Origin of the sequence: Allobranchiibius sp. CTAmp26, from assembly GCF_017565405.1 — a bacterium.
In the GTDB taxonomy this organism is placed as follows: domain Bacteria; phylum Actinomycetota; class Actinomycetes; order Actinomycetales; family Dermatophilaceae; genus Allobranchiibius.
This window is the reverse complement of sequence record NZ_JAGEKR010000020.1, coordinates 21740-40251: the sequence shown is the minus strand read 5'-3', so window position 1 is coordinate 40251 and position 18512 is coordinate 21740. Positions and strand designations below refer to the sequence as shown.

The 18512-nt window shown below is 69.9% G+C and carries 18 protein-coding genes and 1 tRNA gene; 9 read left to right on the top strand and 10 right to left on the bottom strand.

The window, feature by feature from the left end; translation table 11 throughout:
* Positions 1 to 90 precede the first annotated feature (90 nt).
* From J4030_RS14975 to J4030_RS14965, 3 genes are all read left to right on the top strand, one after another.
* Positions 91 to 765 carry a TetR/AcrR family transcriptional regulator gene (locus J4030_RS14975; RefSeq protein WP_208050038.1) on the top strand — a complete coding sequence of 225 codons (675 nt, stop codon included), beginning with the start codon at positions 91 to 93 and terminating at the stop codon, positions 763 to 765.
* On the top strand, positions 762 to 2780 hold the full coding sequence (locus J4030_RS14970) for an acyl-CoA dehydrogenase (RefSeq protein ID WP_208050037.1): 2019 nt from the start codon (positions 762 to 764) through the stop codon (positions 2778 to 2780). The genes J4030_RS14975 and J4030_RS14970 overlap by 4 nt, the downstream gene beginning before the upstream one ends.
* 65 nt (positions 2781 to 2845) lie before the next feature.
* The gene (locus J4030_RS14965) at positions 2846 to 4336 is read left to right on the top strand and encodes an ATP-binding protein (RefSeq protein WP_208050036.1); all 1491 of its coding nucleotides are present in this window, start codon (positions 2846 to 2848) and stop codon (positions 4334 to 4336) included.
* Positions 4337 to 4355: 19 nt separating this feature from the next.
* Here J4030_RS14965 and J4030_RS14960 read toward each other — a convergent pair whose 3' ends face one another.
* From J4030_RS14960 to J4030_RS14950, 3 genes are all read right to left on the bottom strand, one after another.
* Positions 4356 to 5813, bottom strand: coding sequence for an MFS transporter (locus J4030_RS14960; RefSeq protein WP_208050035.1), 1458 nt, complete (start codon positions 5811 to 5813; stop codon positions 4356 to 4358).
* Positions 5813 to 6070, bottom strand: a complete 258-nt coding sequence (locus tag J4030_RS14955) for a hypothetical protein (protein ID WP_208050034.1) — start codon at positions 6068 to 6070, stop codon at positions 5813 to 5815. Before J4030_RS14955 ends, J4030_RS14960 begins: the two co-directional genes overlap by 1 nt.
* A gap of 109 nt (positions 6071 to 6179) precedes the next feature.
* Positions 6180 to 6263 (bottom strand) — tRNA-Tyr (locus tag J4030_RS14950).
* Positions 6264 to 6424: 161 nt separating this feature from the next.
* On the opposite strand from J4030_RS14950, the gene J4030_RS14945 reads away from it, so the two are divergent.
* On the top strand, positions 6425 to 6922 hold the full coding sequence (locus J4030_RS14945) for a YajQ family cyclic di-GMP-binding protein (protein WP_208050033.1): 498 nt from the start codon (positions 6425 to 6427) through the stop codon (positions 6920 to 6922).
* Here the strand turns inward: J4030_RS14945 and J4030_RS14940 are convergent.
* Together J4030_RS14940 and J4030_RS14935 are read right to left on the bottom strand one after the other, a co-directional pair.
* Positions 6913 to 7578, bottom strand: a complete 666-nt coding sequence (locus J4030_RS14940) for an HAD-IA family hydrolase (protein WP_208050032.1) — start codon at positions 7576 to 7578, stop codon at positions 6913 to 6915. The genes J4030_RS14945 and J4030_RS14940 overlap by 10 nt on opposite strands.
* On the bottom strand, positions 7578 to 8171 hold the full coding sequence (locus J4030_RS14935) for a TetR/AcrR family transcriptional regulator (RefSeq protein WP_208050031.1): 594 nt from the start codon (positions 8169 to 8171) through the stop codon (positions 7578 to 7580). Before J4030_RS14935 ends, J4030_RS14940 begins: the two co-directional genes overlap by 1 nt.
* A gap of 108 nt (positions 8172 to 8279) precedes the next feature.
* Here J4030_RS14935 and J4030_RS14930 point away from each other — a divergent pair, with 108 nt between their 5' ends.
* The 3 genes from J4030_RS14930 to J4030_RS14920 all read left to right on the top strand — a co-directional run bounded on the left by J4030_RS14930 (position 8280) and on the right by J4030_RS14920 (position 11083).
* Positions 8280 to 9425, top strand: a complete 1146-nt coding sequence (locus tag J4030_RS14930; protein ID WP_208050030.1) for an acyl-CoA dehydrogenase family protein — start codon at positions 8280 to 8282, stop codon at positions 9423 to 9425.
* A gap of 79 nt (positions 9426 to 9504) precedes the next feature.
* Positions 9505 to 10659 (top strand): molybdopterin-dependent oxidoreductase, encoded by a 1155-nt coding sequence (locus J4030_RS14925; RefSeq protein WP_208050029.1) that lies wholly within the window; start codon positions 9505 to 9507, stop codon positions 10657 to 10659.
* Entirely contained in the window at positions 10652 to 11083 is a 432-nt protein-coding gene (locus tag J4030_RS14920) for a hypothetical protein (RefSeq protein ID WP_208050028.1), read from the top strand. Before J4030_RS14925 ends, J4030_RS14920 begins: the two co-directional genes overlap by 8 nt.
* Here the strand turns inward: J4030_RS14920 and J4030_RS14915 are convergent.
* From J4030_RS14915 to J4030_RS14905, 3 genes are read right to left on the bottom strand one after another with little or no spacing between them, the layout of a single operon-like run.
* Positions 10981 to 11679, bottom strand: a complete 699-nt coding sequence (locus J4030_RS14915) for a methyltransferase domain-containing protein (RefSeq protein WP_208050027.1) — start codon at positions 11677 to 11679, stop codon at positions 10981 to 10983. The genes J4030_RS14920 and J4030_RS14915 overlap by 103 nt on opposite strands.
* Positions 11676 to 12308, bottom strand: coding sequence for a DUF2064 domain-containing protein (locus J4030_RS14910; RefSeq protein ID WP_208050026.1), 633 nt, complete (start codon positions 12306 to 12308; stop codon positions 11676 to 11678). The genes J4030_RS14915 and J4030_RS14910 overlap by 4 nt, the downstream gene beginning before the upstream one ends.
* Positions 12305 to 12949, bottom strand: a complete 645-nt coding sequence (locus tag J4030_RS14905) for a glycosyltransferase family 2 protein (protein WP_208050025.1) — start codon at positions 12947 to 12949, stop codon at positions 12305 to 12307. Before J4030_RS14905 ends, J4030_RS14910 begins: the two co-directional genes overlap by 4 nt.
* Before the next feature lie 239 nt (positions 12950 to 13188).
* On the opposite strand from J4030_RS14905, the gene J4030_RS14900 reads away from it, so the two are divergent.
* Positions 13189 to 14223: an NAD(P)-dependent oxidoreductase gene (locus J4030_RS14900; RefSeq protein WP_208050024.1), complete on the top strand. Its 1035-nt coding sequence runs from the start codon at positions 13189 to 13191 to the stop codon at positions 14221 to 14223.
* Positions 14224 to 14306: 83 nt separating this feature from the next.
* The gene (gene fabG / locus J4030_RS14895) at positions 14307 to 15068 is read left to right on the top strand and encodes a 3-oxoacyl-ACP reductase FabG (RefSeq protein ID WP_208050023.1); all 762 of its coding nucleotides are present in this window, start codon (positions 14307 to 14309) and stop codon (positions 15066 to 15068) included.
* A gap of 96 nt (positions 15069 to 15164) precedes the next feature.
* On the opposite strand, the gene J4030_RS14890 is transcribed toward fabG, so the two are convergent.
* Both J4030_RS14890 and pepN read right to left on the bottom strand, forming a co-directional pair.
* Positions 15165 to 15962: a serine hydrolase gene (locus tag J4030_RS14890; protein WP_208050022.1), complete on the bottom strand. Its 798-nt coding sequence runs from the start codon at positions 15960 to 15962 to the stop codon at positions 15165 to 15167.
* The gene (gene pepN / locus J4030_RS14885) at positions 15959 to 18463 is read right to left on the bottom strand and encodes an aminopeptidase N (RefSeq protein WP_208050021.1); all 2505 of its coding nucleotides are present in this window, start codon (positions 18461 to 18463) and stop codon (positions 15959 to 15961) included. Before pepN ends, J4030_RS14890 begins: the two co-directional genes overlap by 4 nt.
* Positions 18464 to 18512: the final 49 nt, after the last annotated feature.

Below are 18512 nucleotides of genomic sequence, written 5' to 3'. Positions count from 1 at the left end.
TCAACTCCTGCGAATGGGGGTCCCCGAGGCCGGGGAAATTTACCGATACTCAAAGTAGCAGATACACCGCGTTTCGGATACTCTTCGATCATGACCGGCTCCCGCAAGCACCGTGTCGACGGGCGAGACGCGCGATGGCGCGCCCACCGCGAAGAGCGCCGCGCACAGCTGACGGAGTCCGCGCTGCGGGCGATCCGTCGCCACGGGGCGGGGGTCGGCATGGACGAGATCGCCGCCGAGGCGGGCACCAGCAAGACCGTGATCTACCGCCACCTCGGGGATCGACTCGGCCTCTATCTCGCGGTGTGCGCTTCCGTCGATCGGCTGATCCTGCAGGACTTCAGCGCCGCGCTGGACACCTCCGACGCGGCGCACCCGTTGTCGGTCGACCCGCGCAGCGCCCTGATCGCGGCGATCGACAGCTACCTGGCACTGGTCGAGAACGACCCCGAGGTCTACCGCTTCGTCACCCGACCGCCCCAGGTCCAGGTGCCTCGGGATTCCGACCCGGTGATCGGCCTGTCGGCGACCATCGCGGAGCGCCTGAGCGAGGTGCTCGCAGCGAATTTGCGAGTGGCGGGACGCGACGAGGGTGTGGCGCCGATTCTGGCCCACGGACTGGTCGGTTTCGTGCGAGAGTCTGCGGACAGCTGGGTCACCGACCCGCACCGGGTGCCGCGTGCAGTGATCGTGGAGCAGCTCGCCGAGTTCGCCGCGGTCGGATTGAACGGATTCGTCGAAAACCACCAGAGAGAGTCACGATGACCACCACCTCGAAGTCGGCCGCCAGCCAGCAGGAGTCCTCGGACGTGCAGGACTCGACCACGGCGTCGTCCAGCCCGTCGTCGGTCACTCCGACACCTGGCATCTCACCGGTGGCGGAACAACTGCGCCGCACGGTGGACGGCGCGTGGTGGGAGCTGCGCGAGCTCGCTCGCACCGAGCTGGCGCCGGAGGACCTCCTCGGCGAGCCGGGGCTGCCCGTCGAGGAGCAGCGGGAACGGGTGCTGCGCCAGCTGCTGCGGGTCGCGGAGCAGGGCTACGGCCGAGTGGGCTTCCCCACCGAGTACGGCGGCACCTACAACTACGGCGCGTCCTGCGTGCTGTTCGAGATGCAGGCCCTCGGTGACCTCTCACTGCTGGTGAAGACCGGCGTGCAGTTCGGCCTCTTCGGTGGAGCGGTGATGCGACTGGGCACCGAGCGTCACTTCGCCACGTACCTCGAAGACATCATGACCTGCAAACTCCTGGGGTGCTTCGCGATGACCGAGGTCGGACACGGCAGCAACGTGCAGCGCCTGGAGACCACCGCGGTCTACGACGGGGACACCCAGGAGATCGTCCTGGACTCCCCCACGGAGTCCTCGGTCAAGACCTACATCGGCAACGCGGCGCGCGACGGGCGGATGGCCGTCGTCTTCGCTCAACTGCGCACGGCCGAGGGCGAGCACGGCGTACACGGGGTGCTCGTCCCGATCCGCGACGCCGACGGCAAGCCGCTCCCGGGGGTAACCATCGGCGACAACGGCGACAAGGCGGGCCTGCCCGGCGTCGACAACGGCACCCTCGCCTTCCACGGCGTACGAGTGCCGAAAGCCAATCTGCTCAACGCCTTCGGAGACATCGACGACGACGGTCGCTACGTGTCCGACATCGAGAGCTCGAACCGGCGCTTCTTCACCATGCTCGGCACGTTGGTGCGCGGGCGGGTCTGCGTCGGTGGCGGATCCGGTGCCGCCGCCAAGAAGGCGCTCGCGATCGCCTTGCGGTACGGCTCGGTACGCCGCCAGTTCGAGGCGCCCGGCCAGGAGGAGGAGACCGTGGTCCTGGACTACCTGGCGCACCAGCGCAAGCTGCTGCCGCGTCTGGCGAAGTCCTACGCGCTCAGCTTCGCCCAGAACTCAGTGACCGAGCTCCTGCAGGAACTGCACGGAACGCCCCAGGTCGACGGTGCCGAGCGCGACGAGACCGCCGGTCGCGAACTCGAGACGCGCGTCGCCGGGCTCAAGGCCACGACCACCTGGCACGCCGTCGACACCATCCAGGTGTGCCGCGAAGCCTGTGGAGGCGCCGGATACCTGGCCGACAATCAACTCGGGCAGATGCGCGCGGACGTCGACGTCTTCGCGACCTTCGAGGGTGACAACACGGTGCTCATGCAGCTGGTCGCCAAGGGTCTGCTCACCGAGTTCGCCGAGGTGTGGGGCGGTCTGGCCGGTCCCGAGCTGGTGAGCAAGCTCAGCAAGCAGGTCGCGGGCGGAGTCGTCGAGCGCACGACCGGGCGCGCGGGCATCCAACGCCTGGTCGACCTGGCCAAGGGCCGCGACAACGAGAGCGCGATGGACGACCACGGCTGGCAGCTCTCGATGTTCGAGCAGCGCGCCGACCACGCGCTGGAGACGTTGGGCATGCGTCTGCGCAAGGCCAACAAGGAGAACGCGTTCCAGCTCTTCAACAACGCTCAGGACCACGTGCTCTTCGCCGCGCGCACGCACATCGACCGCGTCATCCTGGAGGAGGCGCAGGCGGCGTACACCGAGATGACCGGCGGCCCTGCCAAGGAACTCCTCGGTCGCACGCTCACGCTCTACGCGCTGGACTCGATCGAGCAGGACAAGGCCTGGTTCATCGAGCACGGTCGCCTGAACACGACCCGCTCCCGGCTGGTGACCTCCACCGTCAACGAGCTGTGCGGTGAACTGCGCGGGCATGTCACCGATCTGGTGGACGCGCTCGGCATCCCCGACGAGCTCATCACTGCTCCCATCGCGCAGCGCTGAGGGCCGATTCCCCCGCCTCACGTCGGCATCGACGGTTAGTCTCCCCATGACGAGAGGCGGGGGTCATGTCGGGGGATCACGAGGATGCGGCCGCGGCAGCGCGGGAGTTCGGTCACCAGTTCTCCGAATTCATGAACTGGGCGCATACCGTCGGCGCTGCTGACGACGCGCCGCTCACCCGATTGATCAAGGCGCACCTCGGCGGGGCGGACGACGAGCCGGTCGTGAGTCGGCGCTGGGGTGCCTTCGAACAGGTGAACCTCCAGCGAGCGGTCGAGGCGTGGACTGTCCAGCCCGGTCGCGAGGTCAGGGTGCAGGGCCTGTCCATTCCCGACGGCTTCTCCGGGGTCTCCCTCGGCCAGGTCATCGACGGGTCGCACCTGCCGCCGATGCGGCTGTCCGCGCCCGATGTCACGGACCTTCCGAGCGGGCCCGGCGAGAGCCTCGCCTGTTGGAACCGCGCACTGCTCCTGGTGCGTGATGCCGCCGGCCCGTACGCGGTGCTGATCAGCGGTCCGCAGCCGCACGAAGAAGCCAGTGTGCGCTTCGAGATCGCCGGACTTCCGATGGCTGAGGCTCAGTCGGTACTGGGCGACCTCGAGGAGTCGCGGGCACGGTTGAACGTGTACCGCGGCCAGACCGTCATCGCGTCGATGACCCCGATGGGTGGCATCGCCCTCACCTTCGCAACCACCGAGCGGGTGCAGCGCGCCGATGTCATCCTTCCGACGGCGGTGCTCGACCGCATCGAGCGGCACGCCATCGCCATCTCCGCCCACGCCGACCGGCTGACCGCTGCCGGCCAGCACCTGAAACGCGGTCTGCTCCTCTACGGGCCGCCCGGCACGGGGAAGACCCACACGGTGCGGTACCTCATCGGAGCTCGCGACCATGCGACGCGGATACTGATGCAGGGAGAAGCTCTGCGCGCCGTAGGACAGATCACGACCCTCGCCCGAGAGCTGGCCCCGAGCGTCGTCGTCCTCGAGGACGTCGACCTCGTGGCCGAGGACAGGTCGTACGGCGAGATCAATCCGGTGCTGTTCGACCTACTGGACGCCATGGACGGCTCTGCTGCGGACGCCGATCTGCTCTTCGTCCTCACCACCAACCGGGCCGAGGTCCTCGAACGGGCCCTCATCCAGAGGCCGGGGCGCATCGACGTCGCGGTGGAGATCGACCGGCCGGACGAAGGCGCCCGCCGCAAGCTCCTTCGCCTCTACGGCGCGGAGGTACTCGCCGCGCTCTCGGACGAGGACCTGGAGCAGGTGGTCGAGCGCTCTGACGGGGTTACGGCCTCGTTCCTGAAGGAACTGATCCGTCGTGCTGTGCTCAGTGCCCTCAACGACGACCGCGTCTCGCGGTGCACCCTGCCTGACCTGACCGACGCGTTGGACGATCTGCTCGATCAGGCCCAGAGCGTCACCCGGTCGCTGCTCGGCCTAAGCGGCGACGAATCCTCCGATGAGGCGGTCGACGACGGCACCACCGGGTACAGGTCGGTCGCGCGCCCCGGCGTGTACCGGGCCCGCCCGCGGCGCGGCCGCCTGCCGTGAGGTCGGCGGGTCGGCACGGTCAGGTGGTGGCCGATGACGGGTCGCCGTCCGGTGCGCTGGTGACCTCGTCGATCTGACGACCACCGACCGCGACGGTCAGCAGCAGCCCGACGGCGACCAGGCCGGCACACACCCACATCGAGGACCGGTAGGCGCGGGCCACCTCGTGGCCCACGCGGTACTCATCGCCGCTGAGACCGACGAGCAGGGGCAGGGCCGCGATGGCCAGCAGCCCCGCCGAACGGGAGACGGCGTTGTTGATGCCGCTGGCCAGCCCCGCCTCGTGGTCGGGCGCCGCCGCGAGGACGGTGCCCGTCAGCGGGGCGACCAGCATGCTGAGCCCGAAGCCCATCAGCAGGATCCCGGGCAGTAACTGCGTCAGGTACGCCGGGTGGTCGGGCGCGAGCGCCAACCATGCCAGCCCCACGGCGAGCAGTGTGCTGCCCGCCATCATCGGCAACCGTGCGCCGAATCGTGTTGCGACGCCGCCGAACCGGGACGCCAGCACCAGCATGATCAGCGAGACGGGCACGGTGGCCGCGCCGGCTTCCAGCGGCGTCCACCCGCCGCTGACCTGCAGATAGACGGCGAGGAAGAAGAAGCTGCCCGACAGCGCGGCGTACACCGCGAGCGTGACCAGGTTGACGACGGTGAAGACGCGGTCGGCGAAGAGGCCCGGCTGCACCATGGGGTGCTCGGTCCGCCGCTCGACCACGACGAACGCCACGGCGGCGAGCACCCCGACGATCAGCGGCAGCACGGTGCGCAGCTGGGCGCCGTCGTTCGGCCACGCGGTGAGCGTCCAGGTGACCCCCGCGAGCGCGACCGGCGCCAGGACCAGACCCGGGATGTCGAAATGGGTGCTCGCCTCATCGTCCTTGGACTCCGGAGCCCCGCGCAGCAGCCAGAGGACGACGGCCGCCAGCGGGACGTTGATCCAGAACGCGAGGCGCCACTCGATGCCGACCAGCCAGCCACCGACGAGGGGGCCGGCCGCGGTCGCGATCCCGAGCATCCCGGTCCATGCACCGATCGCCTTCATCCGGTCCTCCTTGCGGAAGGAGGCCTGCAGCATCGCGAGCGAACCCGGCGTGAGGAGCGCTGCCGCGACCCCCTGAAGCATCCGGGCGGCCACGAGGATCTGGATCGTCGGGCTGAGCGCGGCGAGCGCCGAGATGACCGCGAACGCCGCGATGCCCGCGCCGTAGACCTTCTTGCGGCCGAACCGGTCCCCCAGCGAACCGCCCACGAGGATCAGCGCGGCAAGGGTCAGGGTGTAGCCGTTCACCACCCACTGCAGGCCGGCGAGGTCGGCGTGCAGGTCGCGCCCGATGCGCGGCAGGGCGACGTTGACGATGGTCCCGTCGAGGAAGGCCATGCCCGACCCGAGGATCGTCGTCGCGAGGAGCCGGCGCCCAGCCGGCTCGCCCATCTGCAACAACGGCTCGTCGGGAGCGCGCACCTCGGACGTGGGCATCAGGGGCGGTTGGGACGATCCGGTCGTGGGAGGCCGTCCACGAAACGGGCCCTGCCCGACCGGTCGGACCGCCATCGGGAGAACACGATCAAGCCGAGCGGGAGCGCGCAGAAGATGACGAGGAAGGCCAGGTACCTCCACCCGCTGAAGCGCACACGCTCCTCGTCCATCAGCGTCGCGGCACCATCAAAGCCGACGAACCACACGACCAGGGCGGCCCACACCCAGGGCGATCGCACGCGACGGATCCTCGACATCGCACCAGTATGGAGGCGACCGACGGGCCGTAGTGCGGTCTCGACGGCAGTCGGCGCCCAGACGCGGACAGCGCGCCCCGAAGGACGCGCTGTCTGCATCGAACACTGCTGGTGCCAGGTGAAGGATTCGAACCTTCGAAGCTTTCGCGACGGATTTACAGTCCGCTCCCATTGGCCGCTCGGGCAACCTGGCAGGAGTGCGAGCGCAAGGGTAGCAACGGGTGCCCGACCACTCCAATCGGAAACGCGACGCCCGCGGTTCGGACGGGCCGATCGCCGCCAGGGCGGGCGGCGCGGAGCGGGTCCGGCATACTCGATTCCCGCCGACGCACCACCCCAGCCGAAGGAGCAGCCATGGCCGACTCGTCGTTCGATGTCGTGAGCAAGGTCGACAAGCAGGAGGTCGACAACGCGATGAACCAGGCCTCCAAGGAGATCGGCACGCGCTACGACTTCCGCAATGTCGGGGCGTCGTGCGACTGGAGCGGCGACACCATCGTGCTGAAGGCCAACACCGCGGAACGGGTGCTGGCCGTCCTGGACGTGCTGCAGACGAAGCTGGTGCGCCGCGGGGTGTCGCTGAAGTCCCTCGACATGAGCGACGACGGCGAACCCAAGCTCTCGGGCAAGGAGTACCGGCTCTCCGCCACCCTGAAGGACGGCATCAGCCAGGAGGACGCCAAGAAGATCAACAAGCTCATCCGCGACGAGGGGCCCAAGTCCGTCAAGTCCCGCATCGAGGGCGACGAGCTGCGGGTCTCCTCCAAGTCCCGCGACGATCTGCAGGCGGTGCAGCAGCTGCTCAAGGGCACCGACCTGGACGTCGCGCTGCAGTTCACCAACTACCGGTAGACCGCGTCACCCTCGACGAGCCGCACGCGTATGCCGGCGGGGGACGCCTCGAAGACCACGTCGGCCAGCGAGGCCACCACCAGGTCTGCGTCGAGCCCGTCGGCGGGAGTGCTGGTGGTCAGCGCGAGACTCGCGCACCCGGCTGCGCGGGCCGCCGTCAGCCCGCTGGGGGCATCCTCGACGACCAGGCACTGCTCCGGGTCGACCCCGAGCAGGCGCGCGGCGATCAGGAACGGCTCGGGATCGGGCTTGCCCCGGGTGATGTCGTCGGCGGTCACCAGCCGGGTCGGGGTGGGGATGCCCGCCGCGCGCAGTCTGGCCGCCGCGAGTTCGCCCGTCGCGGAGGTGACGATCGCGCAACACTCGCGGGTCGCTTCGACGGCCTCGATCGCACCGGGCAGCGCGACCACTCCCGCGGTGTCGCGCAGCTCGAGTTCGTTGATCCGAGCGAGGGCAGGCCCCGGCTCGAGCGTCGGCGCGACCTTGGCGATGATCGCGGCCGCGGGCATCCCGGCGATGCCCTCGAGGGCGGAGCGCGGTACGCCGTGCTCGTCGGCCCATTGCACCCACGCGCGGGCCGCGGCCGGCATCGAATCCACCAGAGTGCCGTCGTTGTCGAAGAGGACGGCACGGAACGTGCGCCCGATGAACGGCATCAGGCGCGCACCATCCGCACGGCGAGGTCGGCGAACTCCCGGGCCAGATCGGTAGCGGTCGTCCCCGCGTCGTCCCGGAACCAGCGAGCGACGTCCACGCCCATCCCGGCGATCGCGCTGGCGGCGACGTGCGTGTCGACAGCGAAGACCCCCGCACCACAACCACGTTCGAGGATGTCGATCAGCGACTCCTGGATCCGCGACCGCCAGTGCTCGACCTCGGCGCGGTGCTCGGGCGTCAGCGCCTCCAGCTCGTAGTTCACGATGCGCGCCGTGGTGTGCCCGAGCGCATGCCCTGTGACGAAGGCCGTCACCCACGCGTGCAGGAGGGTCACCGGATCGTCCGGGCAGTCACGGACCGCGGCATCCAGGGATGCCATCGTCGCGCGGTGTCCCTCCAGGGACAGCTCGTGCAGCAACGATTCCTTGGTGCGGTGGTGCACGTAGACGGCCGCGGGGCTCATGCCGGCGGCGGCCGCGATGTCTCGGGTCGTCGTACCGTGAAAACCCTTGTCAGCGAACGACGTCCGGGCAGCATCGAGCAGTCGGTCTCTCGCTGCTCTGGCCGGCGGCTCGGGAATGGCGGCGGACATGTTGACGAGCATGCCGCAGATTTGGGACGCTAAGCAAGCGCTTAGTCAGCTGCGCAGCGCTCATCGGTCCACCCCCATCTCACCCGTCGACACCACGAGGACACCGCCATGCCCCGCAACATCTACTCCGAGGACCACGAGTCGTTCCGCGCTTCGGTGCGCGAATTCGTCGAGCGCACCCTGCGTCCGCGGGCCGAGGAGATGGTGCGGGACAAGTGCATCGCCCGCGACATGTGGCGGGAGGCCGGCAAACAGGGCTTCCTCGGCCTGGACATCCCGGAGGAGTACGGCGGCGCCGGGATCGACGACTATCTCTTCAACGCGGTGTGCTCGGAGGAGATCTCGAAGTTCAACGCGGCGGTCTCCTCCTGCTTCGGCATCCACTCCGACGTGTGCCCGCCGTACATCGTCGACCTCGGCACTCCCGAGCAGAAGCAGCGGTGGCTGCCCGACATGGCGGCCGGGGAGAAGATCTGCGCGATCGCAATGACCGAGCCGTCCGGCGGCTCCGACCTCGCGGCACTGAAGACGACCGCCGTACGCGATGGCGACGGCTGGGTGATCAACGGATCGAAAACGTTCATCACCAACGGTTTTCAGGCTGACCTCGTCATCGTGGCGACCCGCACGGACCCGGCCAAGGGCGCGAAGGGCATCACCCTCTTCATGGTCGAGGACGGGATGGCGGGCTTCACCCGCGGCCGCAAGCTCGACAAAGTCGGCCAGGAGGAGTCCGACACCGCCGAGCTGTTCTTCGACAACGTCCGCGTCTCGGACGAGAACCGGATCGGCGAGGAGGGGATGGGCTTCATCGCGATGATGCAGCGCCTGCCGCAGGAGCGCGTCGGTGCCGCGGTCAGCAACATCAGCCACGTCGCGCAGATCCTCGCCGAGACCCTGGACTACGTGAAGGAGCGCAAGGCGTTCGGGCAGTCCATCGGCAGCCTGCAGCACAACAAGTTCAAGCTGGCGGAGATGGTGACCCGGGTCGAGGTGACGCAGGCGTACGTCGACGACTGCCTGGTCGCGCACGCGAACGGCACCCTCACCTCGGTCGACGCGGCGAAGGCCAAGTGGTTCAGCGCTCAGGTGCAGAACGACGTCCTCGACGAGTGCGTACAGCTCTACGGCGGCTACGGATTCATGAACGAGTACCGGGTCGCGCGCGCCTGGCGGGACGCACGGGTCACCAAGATCTGGGCCGGCTCGAACGAGATCATGAAGGAACTGATCGGGCGTGATCTGGGGCTCTGACCCCGCTGTGGTCGTGGCTTCCCCAAGGTAGGGACGCCGCGGCACCGCGCGGCGTCGCTCGGGGAGGCATGATCGTCGTATGCCGTCCCTGAAGTTGCGCCTGCCGAGCACCCCACCGCCCGGCTGGCCGAGCGAGGACCGCGGCCGGCTGCACCACGAATCGGTGACCGCGCGGCTGGGGAGCGCCGTCGGGATCGCCTTCGGCATCTGCTTCGTGACCGGCGTGCTCAGCCACTACCAGTCCCACCCCTGGGCATGGCTGCCGCCGCCCGCGACACCGGCCGGCGGATACCGCTTCACACAGGGCCTGCACGTCATCACCGGCTTCGCCTCGATCCCGCTGCTGCTCGCCAAACTCTGGTCGGTGCAGCACAAGCTGGCGCAGTGGCCGCCGGTCCGCTCCGTGCTGCACGCGCTGGAGCGCGCCTCGGTCGCGGTCCTGATCGCCACGGCGCTGGTGCAGCTGACCACCGGGATCCTGAACACCCTGCAGTACTACCCGTTCAAGTGGCCCTTCGCGTCGGTGCACTACGGAATGGCCTGGGTCGTCATCGGCGCGCTCCTGCTGCACATCGCCGTCCAACTGCCGGTGATCCGCCGCGGGCTCGCGACGAAGCTCGACGGACCGCTGGTCGACGAGCACGGCCTGACCCGGCGCGGTGCGGTCACCGGAGTCGGTGTCGGTGTCGGGATCGTCGGCCTCACGACCGTCGGTCAGGTGGTCGGCCCGCTGGCGAAGGTCGCGCTGCTGGCTCCCCGTCGACCGGACCGGGCACCGCAGCAGCACCTGCCGGTCAACAGGACCGCCGCCGCCGCGAACGTGCGCAAGACCGCCGTCTCTGCCGACTACCGGCTGACCGTGCGAGGCACGAGCACCCGGACGCTGACGGTGGCGCAGATCGAGGCCATGCCGGCACAGACGCGCGACCTGTCCATCGCCTGCGTCGAAGGATGGAGCCGGGGCGCGACCTGGACCGGTCCCTCACTGCTCGACATCGTGGCGATGGTGGGCGGCACCGCGGACAGCGTCGTGACCATCAGCTCGCTGGAGAAGGGCGGTTTCAGCAGGTCCACCATCACGGCGGGACAGTTGAAGGAGGCCCTGCTGGCCACCCACCTGCACGGGGAGCGGCTCACGCTCGACCACGGATACCCGCTGCGCCTCATCGCGCCGGATCGCAAGGGCGAGCTGCAGACCAAGTGGGTCGACACGGTGGTGGTCTCGAATGTTTGAGCGCGTCACCCGGGGCGGCATCGGCGTCCTCGGGATCCTCGCGGCCGCCTGGGGCCTGCACCTGCTGTGGGTGGACCGGCCATACATCAAGACGCTCAACTTCGGCGAATGGCTCATCAGCGGGATCCTGCTGCACGACCTGATCATCGCCAACGTCGTGCTCCTGGTGGGGTGGCTGCTGGCCAAGCTGCTGCCCCCACACCTGCGCGGCTTCGTGCAGGGAGCGCTGACCGTCATCGCCCTCGTCGGCTCCATGGCGTTCTTCGTCATCTGGCGCCAGGGCACCGCGAGCAGCCCGGCGCTAGCTCTCCTGCGGCAGAACTACGTGGCGAACTTCGGGATCATCGCGGCGGCCGTCGTGGTGTGCACGGCGGTCCTGTACGCGTTCTCGCTGCGGACCATCAGGAAGTCGCGGCCGGAGTGAGTCCACTGCTCCACGAGCGCCATGCCCGCCTGTTCGGCGTACCTCTGGAGCACATCGGCTGAGGCGACGGCCCACGGGAAGGTAGGCGCACCCTCGCCGTCCGTGCTGAAGCTCGCGGTGAGGACCTCGTCGGTCCCCGGCACGCTGGTGGCGGCCTCAAGGATCACCGTGCCGTCCGCCGCGGTGAGTTCGCGCATCCGGCGCAGCAGTGCAGGCACGTCCCCGCCGATGCCGCAGTTGCCGTCGAGCACCAGCACCGTGCGCCAGCGACCCTCCCCGGGCAACCGGGAGAAGATGTCCCGGGCCAGGGCCAGCGCACCGCGCTGCTGGGTGATCTCCACGGCGGCGTCGGCGATGTCGACCCCGAGAGCAGCCGTGCCGGCGGCGGTCAGCGCGCCGACGATGCGACCCGGGCCGCACCCAACGTCCAGCACCGGGCCCACGCAGCGTTCGAGCACCGTGGAGTCGGCGGCATCGGCGTCGGCCAGATAGCGCGCCATGTCCAGGTCGATCCGGTGTCCTGAGGTGGTGTGCAGCCCCAGGGGTCCACGGTCGCGCAGCGCCTGCTCGTACGCCGCGAGCGCGCCGATCCTCATACAGTCGCCCCGACGGCCGAGGTCCAGGCCCGGGCGAACGCGCTGCCGGGCACGAGCGAGGCGACCTGGGCGGCGTCCTGCGGGGTGTCCACGTCGAGCAGGGGCGGCAACTCCTGCACGCGCAGGCCGGCGTCCAGCATCCGGGCGAGCTGATCGGCGCCGGTGTGGTCGGTCGACATGGGTACTCCTTCGATCACCTCGGGTGCGTTGGCGGGATCCGCGAAACCGATGGCCCAGTAGCCGCCGTCGGTTGCCATTCCCAGGCACGCGTCGTAGGAGTTCGGATCGAAACCGCAGACGGATGGGGTGACCTGCGGGGTGTCCATCCCCACCAGCAGGCACGGACCGGTCGGGAGACCGCCGAGGACCGTTGCCAGCCGGTGGTCCAGCCCGCCCTCCGGCTGGGACACGACGTCCCACCCGGCCGGCACCCAGTCCCCGGCGTCGCCGTCGAGGGCCAACACGTGCCGGTCGGCGGGCACCCGGCTCATCGCGTCCAGGGTGTCGCCGATGGCCGCGGCCGCGACCGCGGCCGCCTGTTCGGGGCTGATCGCGACGGTGAGCCGCGTCTTGACCCGCCCGGCCACCGGTTCCTTCGCGATGACCACCACGCTCGCGAGCGCGCTCATCGGGCGAGGACCACGGTCATGTCCCGCATGGCCTGGACCGTGCCGCGTACCGTCCCCGTGACCTTGGATCGGCCCTGCCGGGGGTGGTAGTCCACGTCGGTCTCGACGACCCGCCACCCGGCCTTGGCCGCGAGCACCATGGTCTCCAGCGGGTATCCACTGCGCCGGTCGATCTGGGCCAGGTCGAGCAGGGCCGTCCGACGGCCCACGCGCACGGCACCCACGTCGTGCACGGGCAGCCCGAGCCGCCGCAGCCGCCAGGACAACACCCCGTTCGCCAGACGCGCGTGGGCGGGCCATGCGCCACGGGCCACCGGTCGTCGACGGCCGACCGCCAGGTCGGCACTCCCACCGAGGACGGGGGCGGCGAGATCAGGGACGACCGACAAGTCGAAGGACCCGTCGCAGTCGACGAACGCGACCACGTCGGAGGTCGCCGCCATCAGGCCGGCATGGCAGGCGGCGCCGTAGCCCCGCTGAGCCGCGGTCACCACCTGGGCGCCCAATGAGCGCGCGATCTCGGGGCTGCCGTCGGTGCTTCCGTTGTCCACGACGAGTGCTCGGGTGCCGTCCGGAAGGTCGCCGAGGACGATGGGGAGCGCCGCTGCCTCGTCGAGGCAGGGCAGGACGATATCGATCATTACCCCACAGCCTGCCCTATCACGGGTCCGGTTGTTGCATTCGCGCGTGGCGCGAGACGGCCGTCACGGCGTCGTTGGCGTGGGGACGATCCGATCACAGCCTGACAGGGGACTGTCCCGGAGGGGCGACGATCCATGAAATCGTGGGCGCGCACGACGACGGCGCCGCCCCGTTCGAGAACACCGACGACGGCTGCGCCTCGATGATCGTGCTCCCACTCGCGAGCTGAGGCCCCGTTTTGCGCATCCTTCTCACCGGCGGTGCCGGTTTCATCGGGCAGCACGTCCTCGCCGTCGCGCTCGCCGCCGGTCATGACGTGCTCGTCCTGGACAACCTGCGCTCCGACGTGCACCCCGTCGCGACCTGGGACCCGCCCGGCACCGCGCGCTTCCTGCGCGGCGACGTACGGGATCCCGACACCTGCGACGCGGCGCTGCGGGAGATCGACTCGGTGATCCACCTCGCCGCCAAGGTCGGCCTGGGCGTGGACATCTCCGACCTGCCCGACTACGCGTCGTCCAACGACGTCGGCACCGCCACGCTCCTTGCCCGGATGGCGGCCGCGGGACGCCGCGAGCTCGTGCTCGCAGCCTCGATGGTGGTCTACGGCGAGGGACGCGGCGAGTGCGAGGTGCATGGCCTGAGCCAGGGTCTCCCCCGGACGCCGTCGCACCTGGAGGCCGGCGACTTCGAACCACGGTGCGCGACGTGCGGGCGCGTCCTGACCCCGGCGCTGGTCGGCGAGGACGTCCCCGCCGATCCCCGCAACGCGTACGCCGTGTCCAAGCTCGCGCAGGAGCACTACGCGACCACCTGGGCCCGGGAGACCTCGTCCTCGGCGACCGCGCTGCGTTTCCACAACGTGTACGGCCCTGGCATGCCGAGCAACACGCCGTACGCCGGCGTGGCCTCGCTCTTCGCGGCCGCGCTCCGGAGAGGTGAGGCGCCCCGCGTCTTCGAGGACGGCGGCCAGCGACGGGACTTCGTGCACGTGCGCGACATCGCGACGGCAGTGGTCGCAGCGGCCGAACAGCCGCGAGAGGGTTTCCGCGCGTACAACGTGGGGTCGGGCACCCCGCGGACCGTCGGCGATCTCGCCGCGGAACTCGCGACGGCCCTCGACGGGCCCACGCCGGTCGTGACCGGTCAGTGGCGTCTCGGGGACGTACGGCACATCACCGCCGATTCCGCCGCGATCCGCCGCGATCTGGGATGGGCGCCGCGCGAGGACTTCGCGGCGGGCGTCCGCGAGTTGGCGATCAGCGGCTCGTGAGAATGTAGGGGACGGAGCCGGTGGGCGCCGCCCCGCGACGCCTCACCACCACACCGCACCTGCCAAGAGACAAGGACGTTTCCATGCCAGCACAGAGCACCCGCACCGCCATCGTCACCGGATCGGCCCGAGGGATCGGCGCCGCCGTCGCCGAGCGGCTCGCCGCCGACGGGATGGCCGTCGGTGTCCTCGACCTCGACCAGGACGCCTGCACCGCAGTCGCCGAGCGCATCACCGCGGCCGGCGGCAAGGCGATCGGCGTGGCGTGCAACGTCGCGGACGAGAGCGACGTGCAGGCCGCCGTGGAGAAGGTCGCGACCGAGCTCGGCGCCCCGACCGTGCTGGTGAACAACGCCGGCGTGCTGCGCGACAACCTCATCTTCAAGATGAGCGCGGACGACTGGGACACCGTCATGAACGTGCACCTGCGCGGCAGCTTCCTGATGACCCGCGCGGTGCAGGCGCACATGACCAAGGAGAAGTACGGCCGGGTCGTGAACCTGTCGAGCACCTCGGCGCTGGGCAACCGCGGCCAGGCCAACTACGCCGCCGCCAAGGCCGGCATGCAGGGCTTCACCAAGACCCTGGCCATCGAGCTCGGCAAGTTCGGCGTCACCGCCAACGCGATCGCGCCCGGCTTCATCGAGACCGACATGACCAAGGCGACCGCCGAGCGCGTCGGGATGGACTTCGAGGACTTCAAGAAGGCTGCAGCCGCGGGGATCCCGGTCGGCCGCGGTGGCAAGCCCGAGGACATCGCCGCCGCCGCATCCTTCTTCTGCAGCGAGGAAGCCGGCTTCGTCAGCGGCCAGGTGCTCTACGTCGCCGGTGGCCCCCGCGACTGACCCAGCGCCTGCTTTCCATCGAGCGGAGGGGTCCGCGGTCGACTGGAGGGGTTATTGCCCCTCCACTCGGCGCCGGACCCCTCCGCTCGATGCGTTTCAGGGGGTGGGCGACTCGAGGCGGTCGCGGATCTGGCGGCCGATGTCGCGCATCCGGGCGACCACCTCGGGCAGCCGATCGCCGTCGGTCGCCTCGTCCCAGTGCGCGATCACGGCGTACGCCGTTCGCTCACCTCCCGCGTGCACGAGGCCGGTGTCAGCGCGGATGCCCTCGTTCGTGCCGGTCTTCTGCAGCAGCGTGAACCGGCCCGGATCGCCACCACCGATGCCGTTGTGGGCCAACGGATCCAGTCCGAACGCGTCCGCCACCATCGACAGGTCGGTATCCAGGGAGAGCCACTCTCTTACCTCGGCGCCGATCCGGCCGGAGTCCAGCAACTCCATGAAGCGGATCAGCGATGCCGCACTCGCGACCGAGAGCGTCTCCGCCACCTCAGGATCCGCCGGATCACGTGAACCCCGCGCGTAGTCGAGCAGCGCCAGTGGAGCGAGGCGCAGACGATCGGCGTACTCCTCGACGGATGCGAGACCAACACGTTGCAGTAAGACGTTGGTCGCCAGATTGTCACTCACCAGACCGATGAGCCGGCACACATCGACGGCGGGCAGCACGTCCTGACTCAAGGCGTGCCAGATCCCGGAATCCCGCACGAAGACCCCGTCGGACCGGTGGAGCGGCTCCTCGCGCGCGAGCGTGCCCATCTCGAACATCTCGGCGGCCAGCCCGAGCAGGAGCAGCTTGCCGATCGACGCGGCGGGCAGCAGCAGGCTCGGGTCCTCAGACAGCCACGGCGGAGCACCCACCCGGCCGATCTGGGTGCTCCAGCGCAGCGTCACAGCGAGTCGGGGAAGTACCTGCGCCGCGAGGTGATCCGCTCCTGCAGTGCGGCGGTCTGGTCGATGAGGGCGCGTCGGATGCCCGCCGACAGACCGTCGCCGTCGATGGCGGCGCGGGCAGCGTCCAGGGTCGCGGACTCCACCACGACGTGCGGGAAACCCACCCGGGTGAGTTGTTCGGCCGGCATCCCACCGAAGGCGCCGGCCAGCGAGCCGACCTGCGCGAAGTAGCGCGCGACGTACGGCCGGACCAGGTCGATCTGGGAGGGTCGGAAGATCCCTCCCAGCACCGCAGCGGCCTCGTAGTTGGACAGATCGTGCCCTCCGAAGACCTGGTCCCAGGCCCATTCCTTGGCGTCGGCCGTCGGGATCGACGCCTTGGCCGTGAGTCCGTCGAGCGCGGCGGACATCGAGCGATCCTGCGCCAGGTGGGAGTCCACGTCGACGGCGGTGAGGGCGCCGAGGGTGCACAACCGGCGCACCGCGAGCCACCGGAAGTCGGGGTCGCCCTCGAGGGCGGACGGCGTGTTCCTACCGTCGGCCCAGTCCCGCAGGAGCGCCTCGTCGTGGGTGGTGTGCGCTGCCATCGTCGCGGCGGCGACGCCGGCCGGGAGGCTGACCTCGGCCGCGGCCAGCATCGACCGGGCAGCCTCATCGAAAGCCGCTGCCGCTGAGGTCGATTCGTCCGGCGGAAGGTAACCCCCGAGCAGCGCGGCACGGCTCTGCGACGCGACGTACGCCAACAGGATGAAGCTGGACTCACTCGGCCAGAAGTCGAGCACGCTGTCGCGCACCAGTCGCGGATCGACGCCACCGGTCAACATCCCGTTGAGCAACGCCGACCAGGCCGCGGCCCGCGTCCCCGGGTCGGGCAACGTCCGCAATCCGGTACGCAGTGCCGCCAGGCTCCGCTCGTCGAGCGCGACCTGCGCCCAGGTGTCGTCGGAGGCGTTCGGCAGCAGGATCTGCGGCACCCGTGCGCCCGCGAGCTCGGTCAACGCGGTCACGTCCGCCGTGGCCTCGACCTGCGTACGCCAGATCTGCTCGCCCCCGGCGTAACCCGCTACGTCGAGCACGTGCGGACGGTCGGCGGGGTGCGAGGCCGGCGGCGTACGCCGCAACTCGGCGCTCGCGATCGTGTCACCGTCGGTCTCGGCGGACACCTCCAGCACGTCCGCACCCGAAGTACGCAGCCACTGCTCACTCCACTGCGTCAGTTCACGCCCGCTCGCCCGCTCCATCGCGGCCAGGAAGTCGGCCAGCGTGGCGTTGCCGAACGCGTGCCGCGACAGATAGTCGCGGACTCCCGCGACGAAGGCGTCGTCGCCGACGTAGAGCACCAGCTGCGCCAGTGCCGAGGCGCCCTTGGCGTAGGAGATGCCGTCGAAGTTGGTGAGCGCCGACAGGGCGTCGGGCGCGGGCGAGCCCGCGATCGGGTGGGTCGAGGGAGCCCGGTCGGCGGCGTACCCCCAGCTCTTGCGCTGCGCGGAGAACGCGATCCGCGACTCCTCGTAGTCGGTCGCCTCGTCGACGGCGCGGCCCGCCATGTACTCCGCGAAGGACTCGTTGAGCCACAGGTCGTCCCACCAGCGCAGCGTGACCAGGTCGCCGAACCACATGTGCGCCATCTCGTGGGCGATCGTGTTGGCCCGCGACAGCAGCTGGTCGGGCGCCAGGGTGCCGCGCATGATCATCGTGTCGCGGAAGGTGACGCAGCCCGGGTTCTCCATGGCTCCGGCGTTGAACTCCGGCACGAAGAACTGGTGGTAATCGCCCCACGGGTACCGCACCCCGAAGAGCCGGTGGTAGTGGTCGAACGACTGCTTCGTGACCTTGAAGATGTCCGGCGCCTGCTCGTCCAGCTCCTTCGCGAGCGCGGCGCGCACGTGCACCTCCAGCCGGATGCCGTCGTGCTCGTCGGTGACGGTGGCGTACGGGCCGCCGCAGACCGTGAAGAAGTAGGTGGCGATCGGTTTGGTGGTCGCCAGGGTCCACTCGCCGGGCGCCGTGCGGGTCGCATCGCCGTTGCCCGCGATCACCCAGTCCTGGGGAGCGCGGACGCGCACGTCGTACGGCGCCTTGAGGTCGGGCTGGTCGAAACACGCGTACATCCGGGGCGCCGCGTCCATGAAGGACATGCCGTAGACGTAGGCCTTGCCGTCCTCGGGATCGACCGCGCGGTGCAGACCCTCACCGTCGCGGCTGTAGCTCATCGTCGCCGCGACGTGCACCTCGTTGTCCGCGGCGAGGTCGGTGAGGGTGACCCGCCCGTCGTCGATGGCCGCGGGATCGATCGCGGTGCCGTTGAGGGTGATCGAGCCGACACTCGCGGCCTTGAGATCGAGGAACGTGGACTCGCCCGGCTGCCGGGCGCTGAACCGGATGGTCGTCACGGAGCCGAACTCGGTGTCCCCCCGGTCGAGATCGAGCTGCACGTCGTACGACGTGACCTCGATGAGGGCTGCTCGGGCCTCGGCCTCAGTACGCTGCAGAATCGCCATGGGCACACCCTGGCACGCCGCCGAACTCCCCCACCAAGGGGTCGACTGC

Bases quoted from the DNA above. Each gene is read 5' to 3' on its own strand.
- J4030_RS14975 (WP_208050038.1), top strand. From the start codon at position 91: ATGACCGGCTCCCGCAAGCACCGTGTCGACGGGCGAGACGCGCGATGG.
- J4030_RS14970 (WP_208050037.1), top strand. From the start codon at position 762: ATGACCACCACCTCGAAGTCGGCCGCCAGCCAGCAGGAGTCCTCGGAC.
- J4030_RS14965 (WP_208050036.1), top strand. From the start codon at position 2,846: ATGTCGGGGGATCACGAGGATGCGGCCGCGGCAGCGCGGGAGTTCGGT.
- J4030_RS14960 (WP_208050035.1), bottom strand. From the start codon at position 5,813: ATGCCCACGTCCGAGGTGCGCGCTCCCGACGAGCCGTTGTTGCAGATG.
- J4030_RS14955 (WP_208050034.1), bottom strand. From the start codon at position 6,070: ATGTCGAGGATCCGTCGCGTGCGATCGCCCTGGGTGTGGGCCGCCCTG.
- J4030_RS14945 (WP_208050033.1), top strand. From the start codon at position 6,425: ATGGCCGACTCGTCGTTCGATGTCGTGAGCAAGGTCGACAAGCAGGAG.
- J4030_RS14940 (WP_208050032.1), bottom strand. From the start codon at position 7,578: ATGCCGTTCATCGGGCGCACGTTCCGTGCCGTCCTCTTCGACAACGAC.
- J4030_RS14935 (WP_208050031.1), bottom strand. From the start codon at position 8,171: ATGTCCGCCGCCATTCCCGAGCCGCCGGCCAGAGCAGCGAGAGACCGA.
- J4030_RS14930 (WP_208050030.1), top strand. From the start codon at position 8,280: ATGCCCCGCAACATCTACTCCGAGGACCACGAGTCGTTCCGCGCTTCG.
- J4030_RS14925 (WP_208050029.1), top strand. From the start codon at position 9,505: ATGCCGTCCCTGAAGTTGCGCCTGCCGAGCACCCCACCGCCCGGCTGG.
- J4030_RS14920 (WP_208050028.1), top strand. From the start codon at position 10,652: ATGTTTGAGCGCGTCACCCGGGGCGGCATCGGCGTCCTCGGGATCCTC.
- J4030_RS14915 (WP_208050027.1), bottom strand. From the start codon at position 11,679: ATGAGGATCGGCGCGCTCGCGGCGTACGAGCAGGCGCTGCGCGACCGT.
- J4030_RS14910 (WP_208050026.1), bottom strand. From the start codon at position 12,308: ATGAGCGCGCTCGCGAGCGTGGTGGTCATCGCGAAGGAACCGGTGGCC.
- J4030_RS14905 (WP_208050025.1), bottom strand. From the start codon at position 12,949: ATGATCGATATCGTCCTGCCCTGCCTCGACGAGGCAGCGGCGCTCCCC.
- fabG (WP_208050023.1), top strand. From the start codon at position 14,307: ATGCCAGCACAGAGCACCCGCACCGCCATCGTCACCGGATCGGCCCGA.
- pepN (WP_208050021.1), bottom strand. From the start codon at position 18,463: ATGGCGATTCTGCAGCGTACTGAGGCCGAGGCCCGAGCAGCCCTCATC.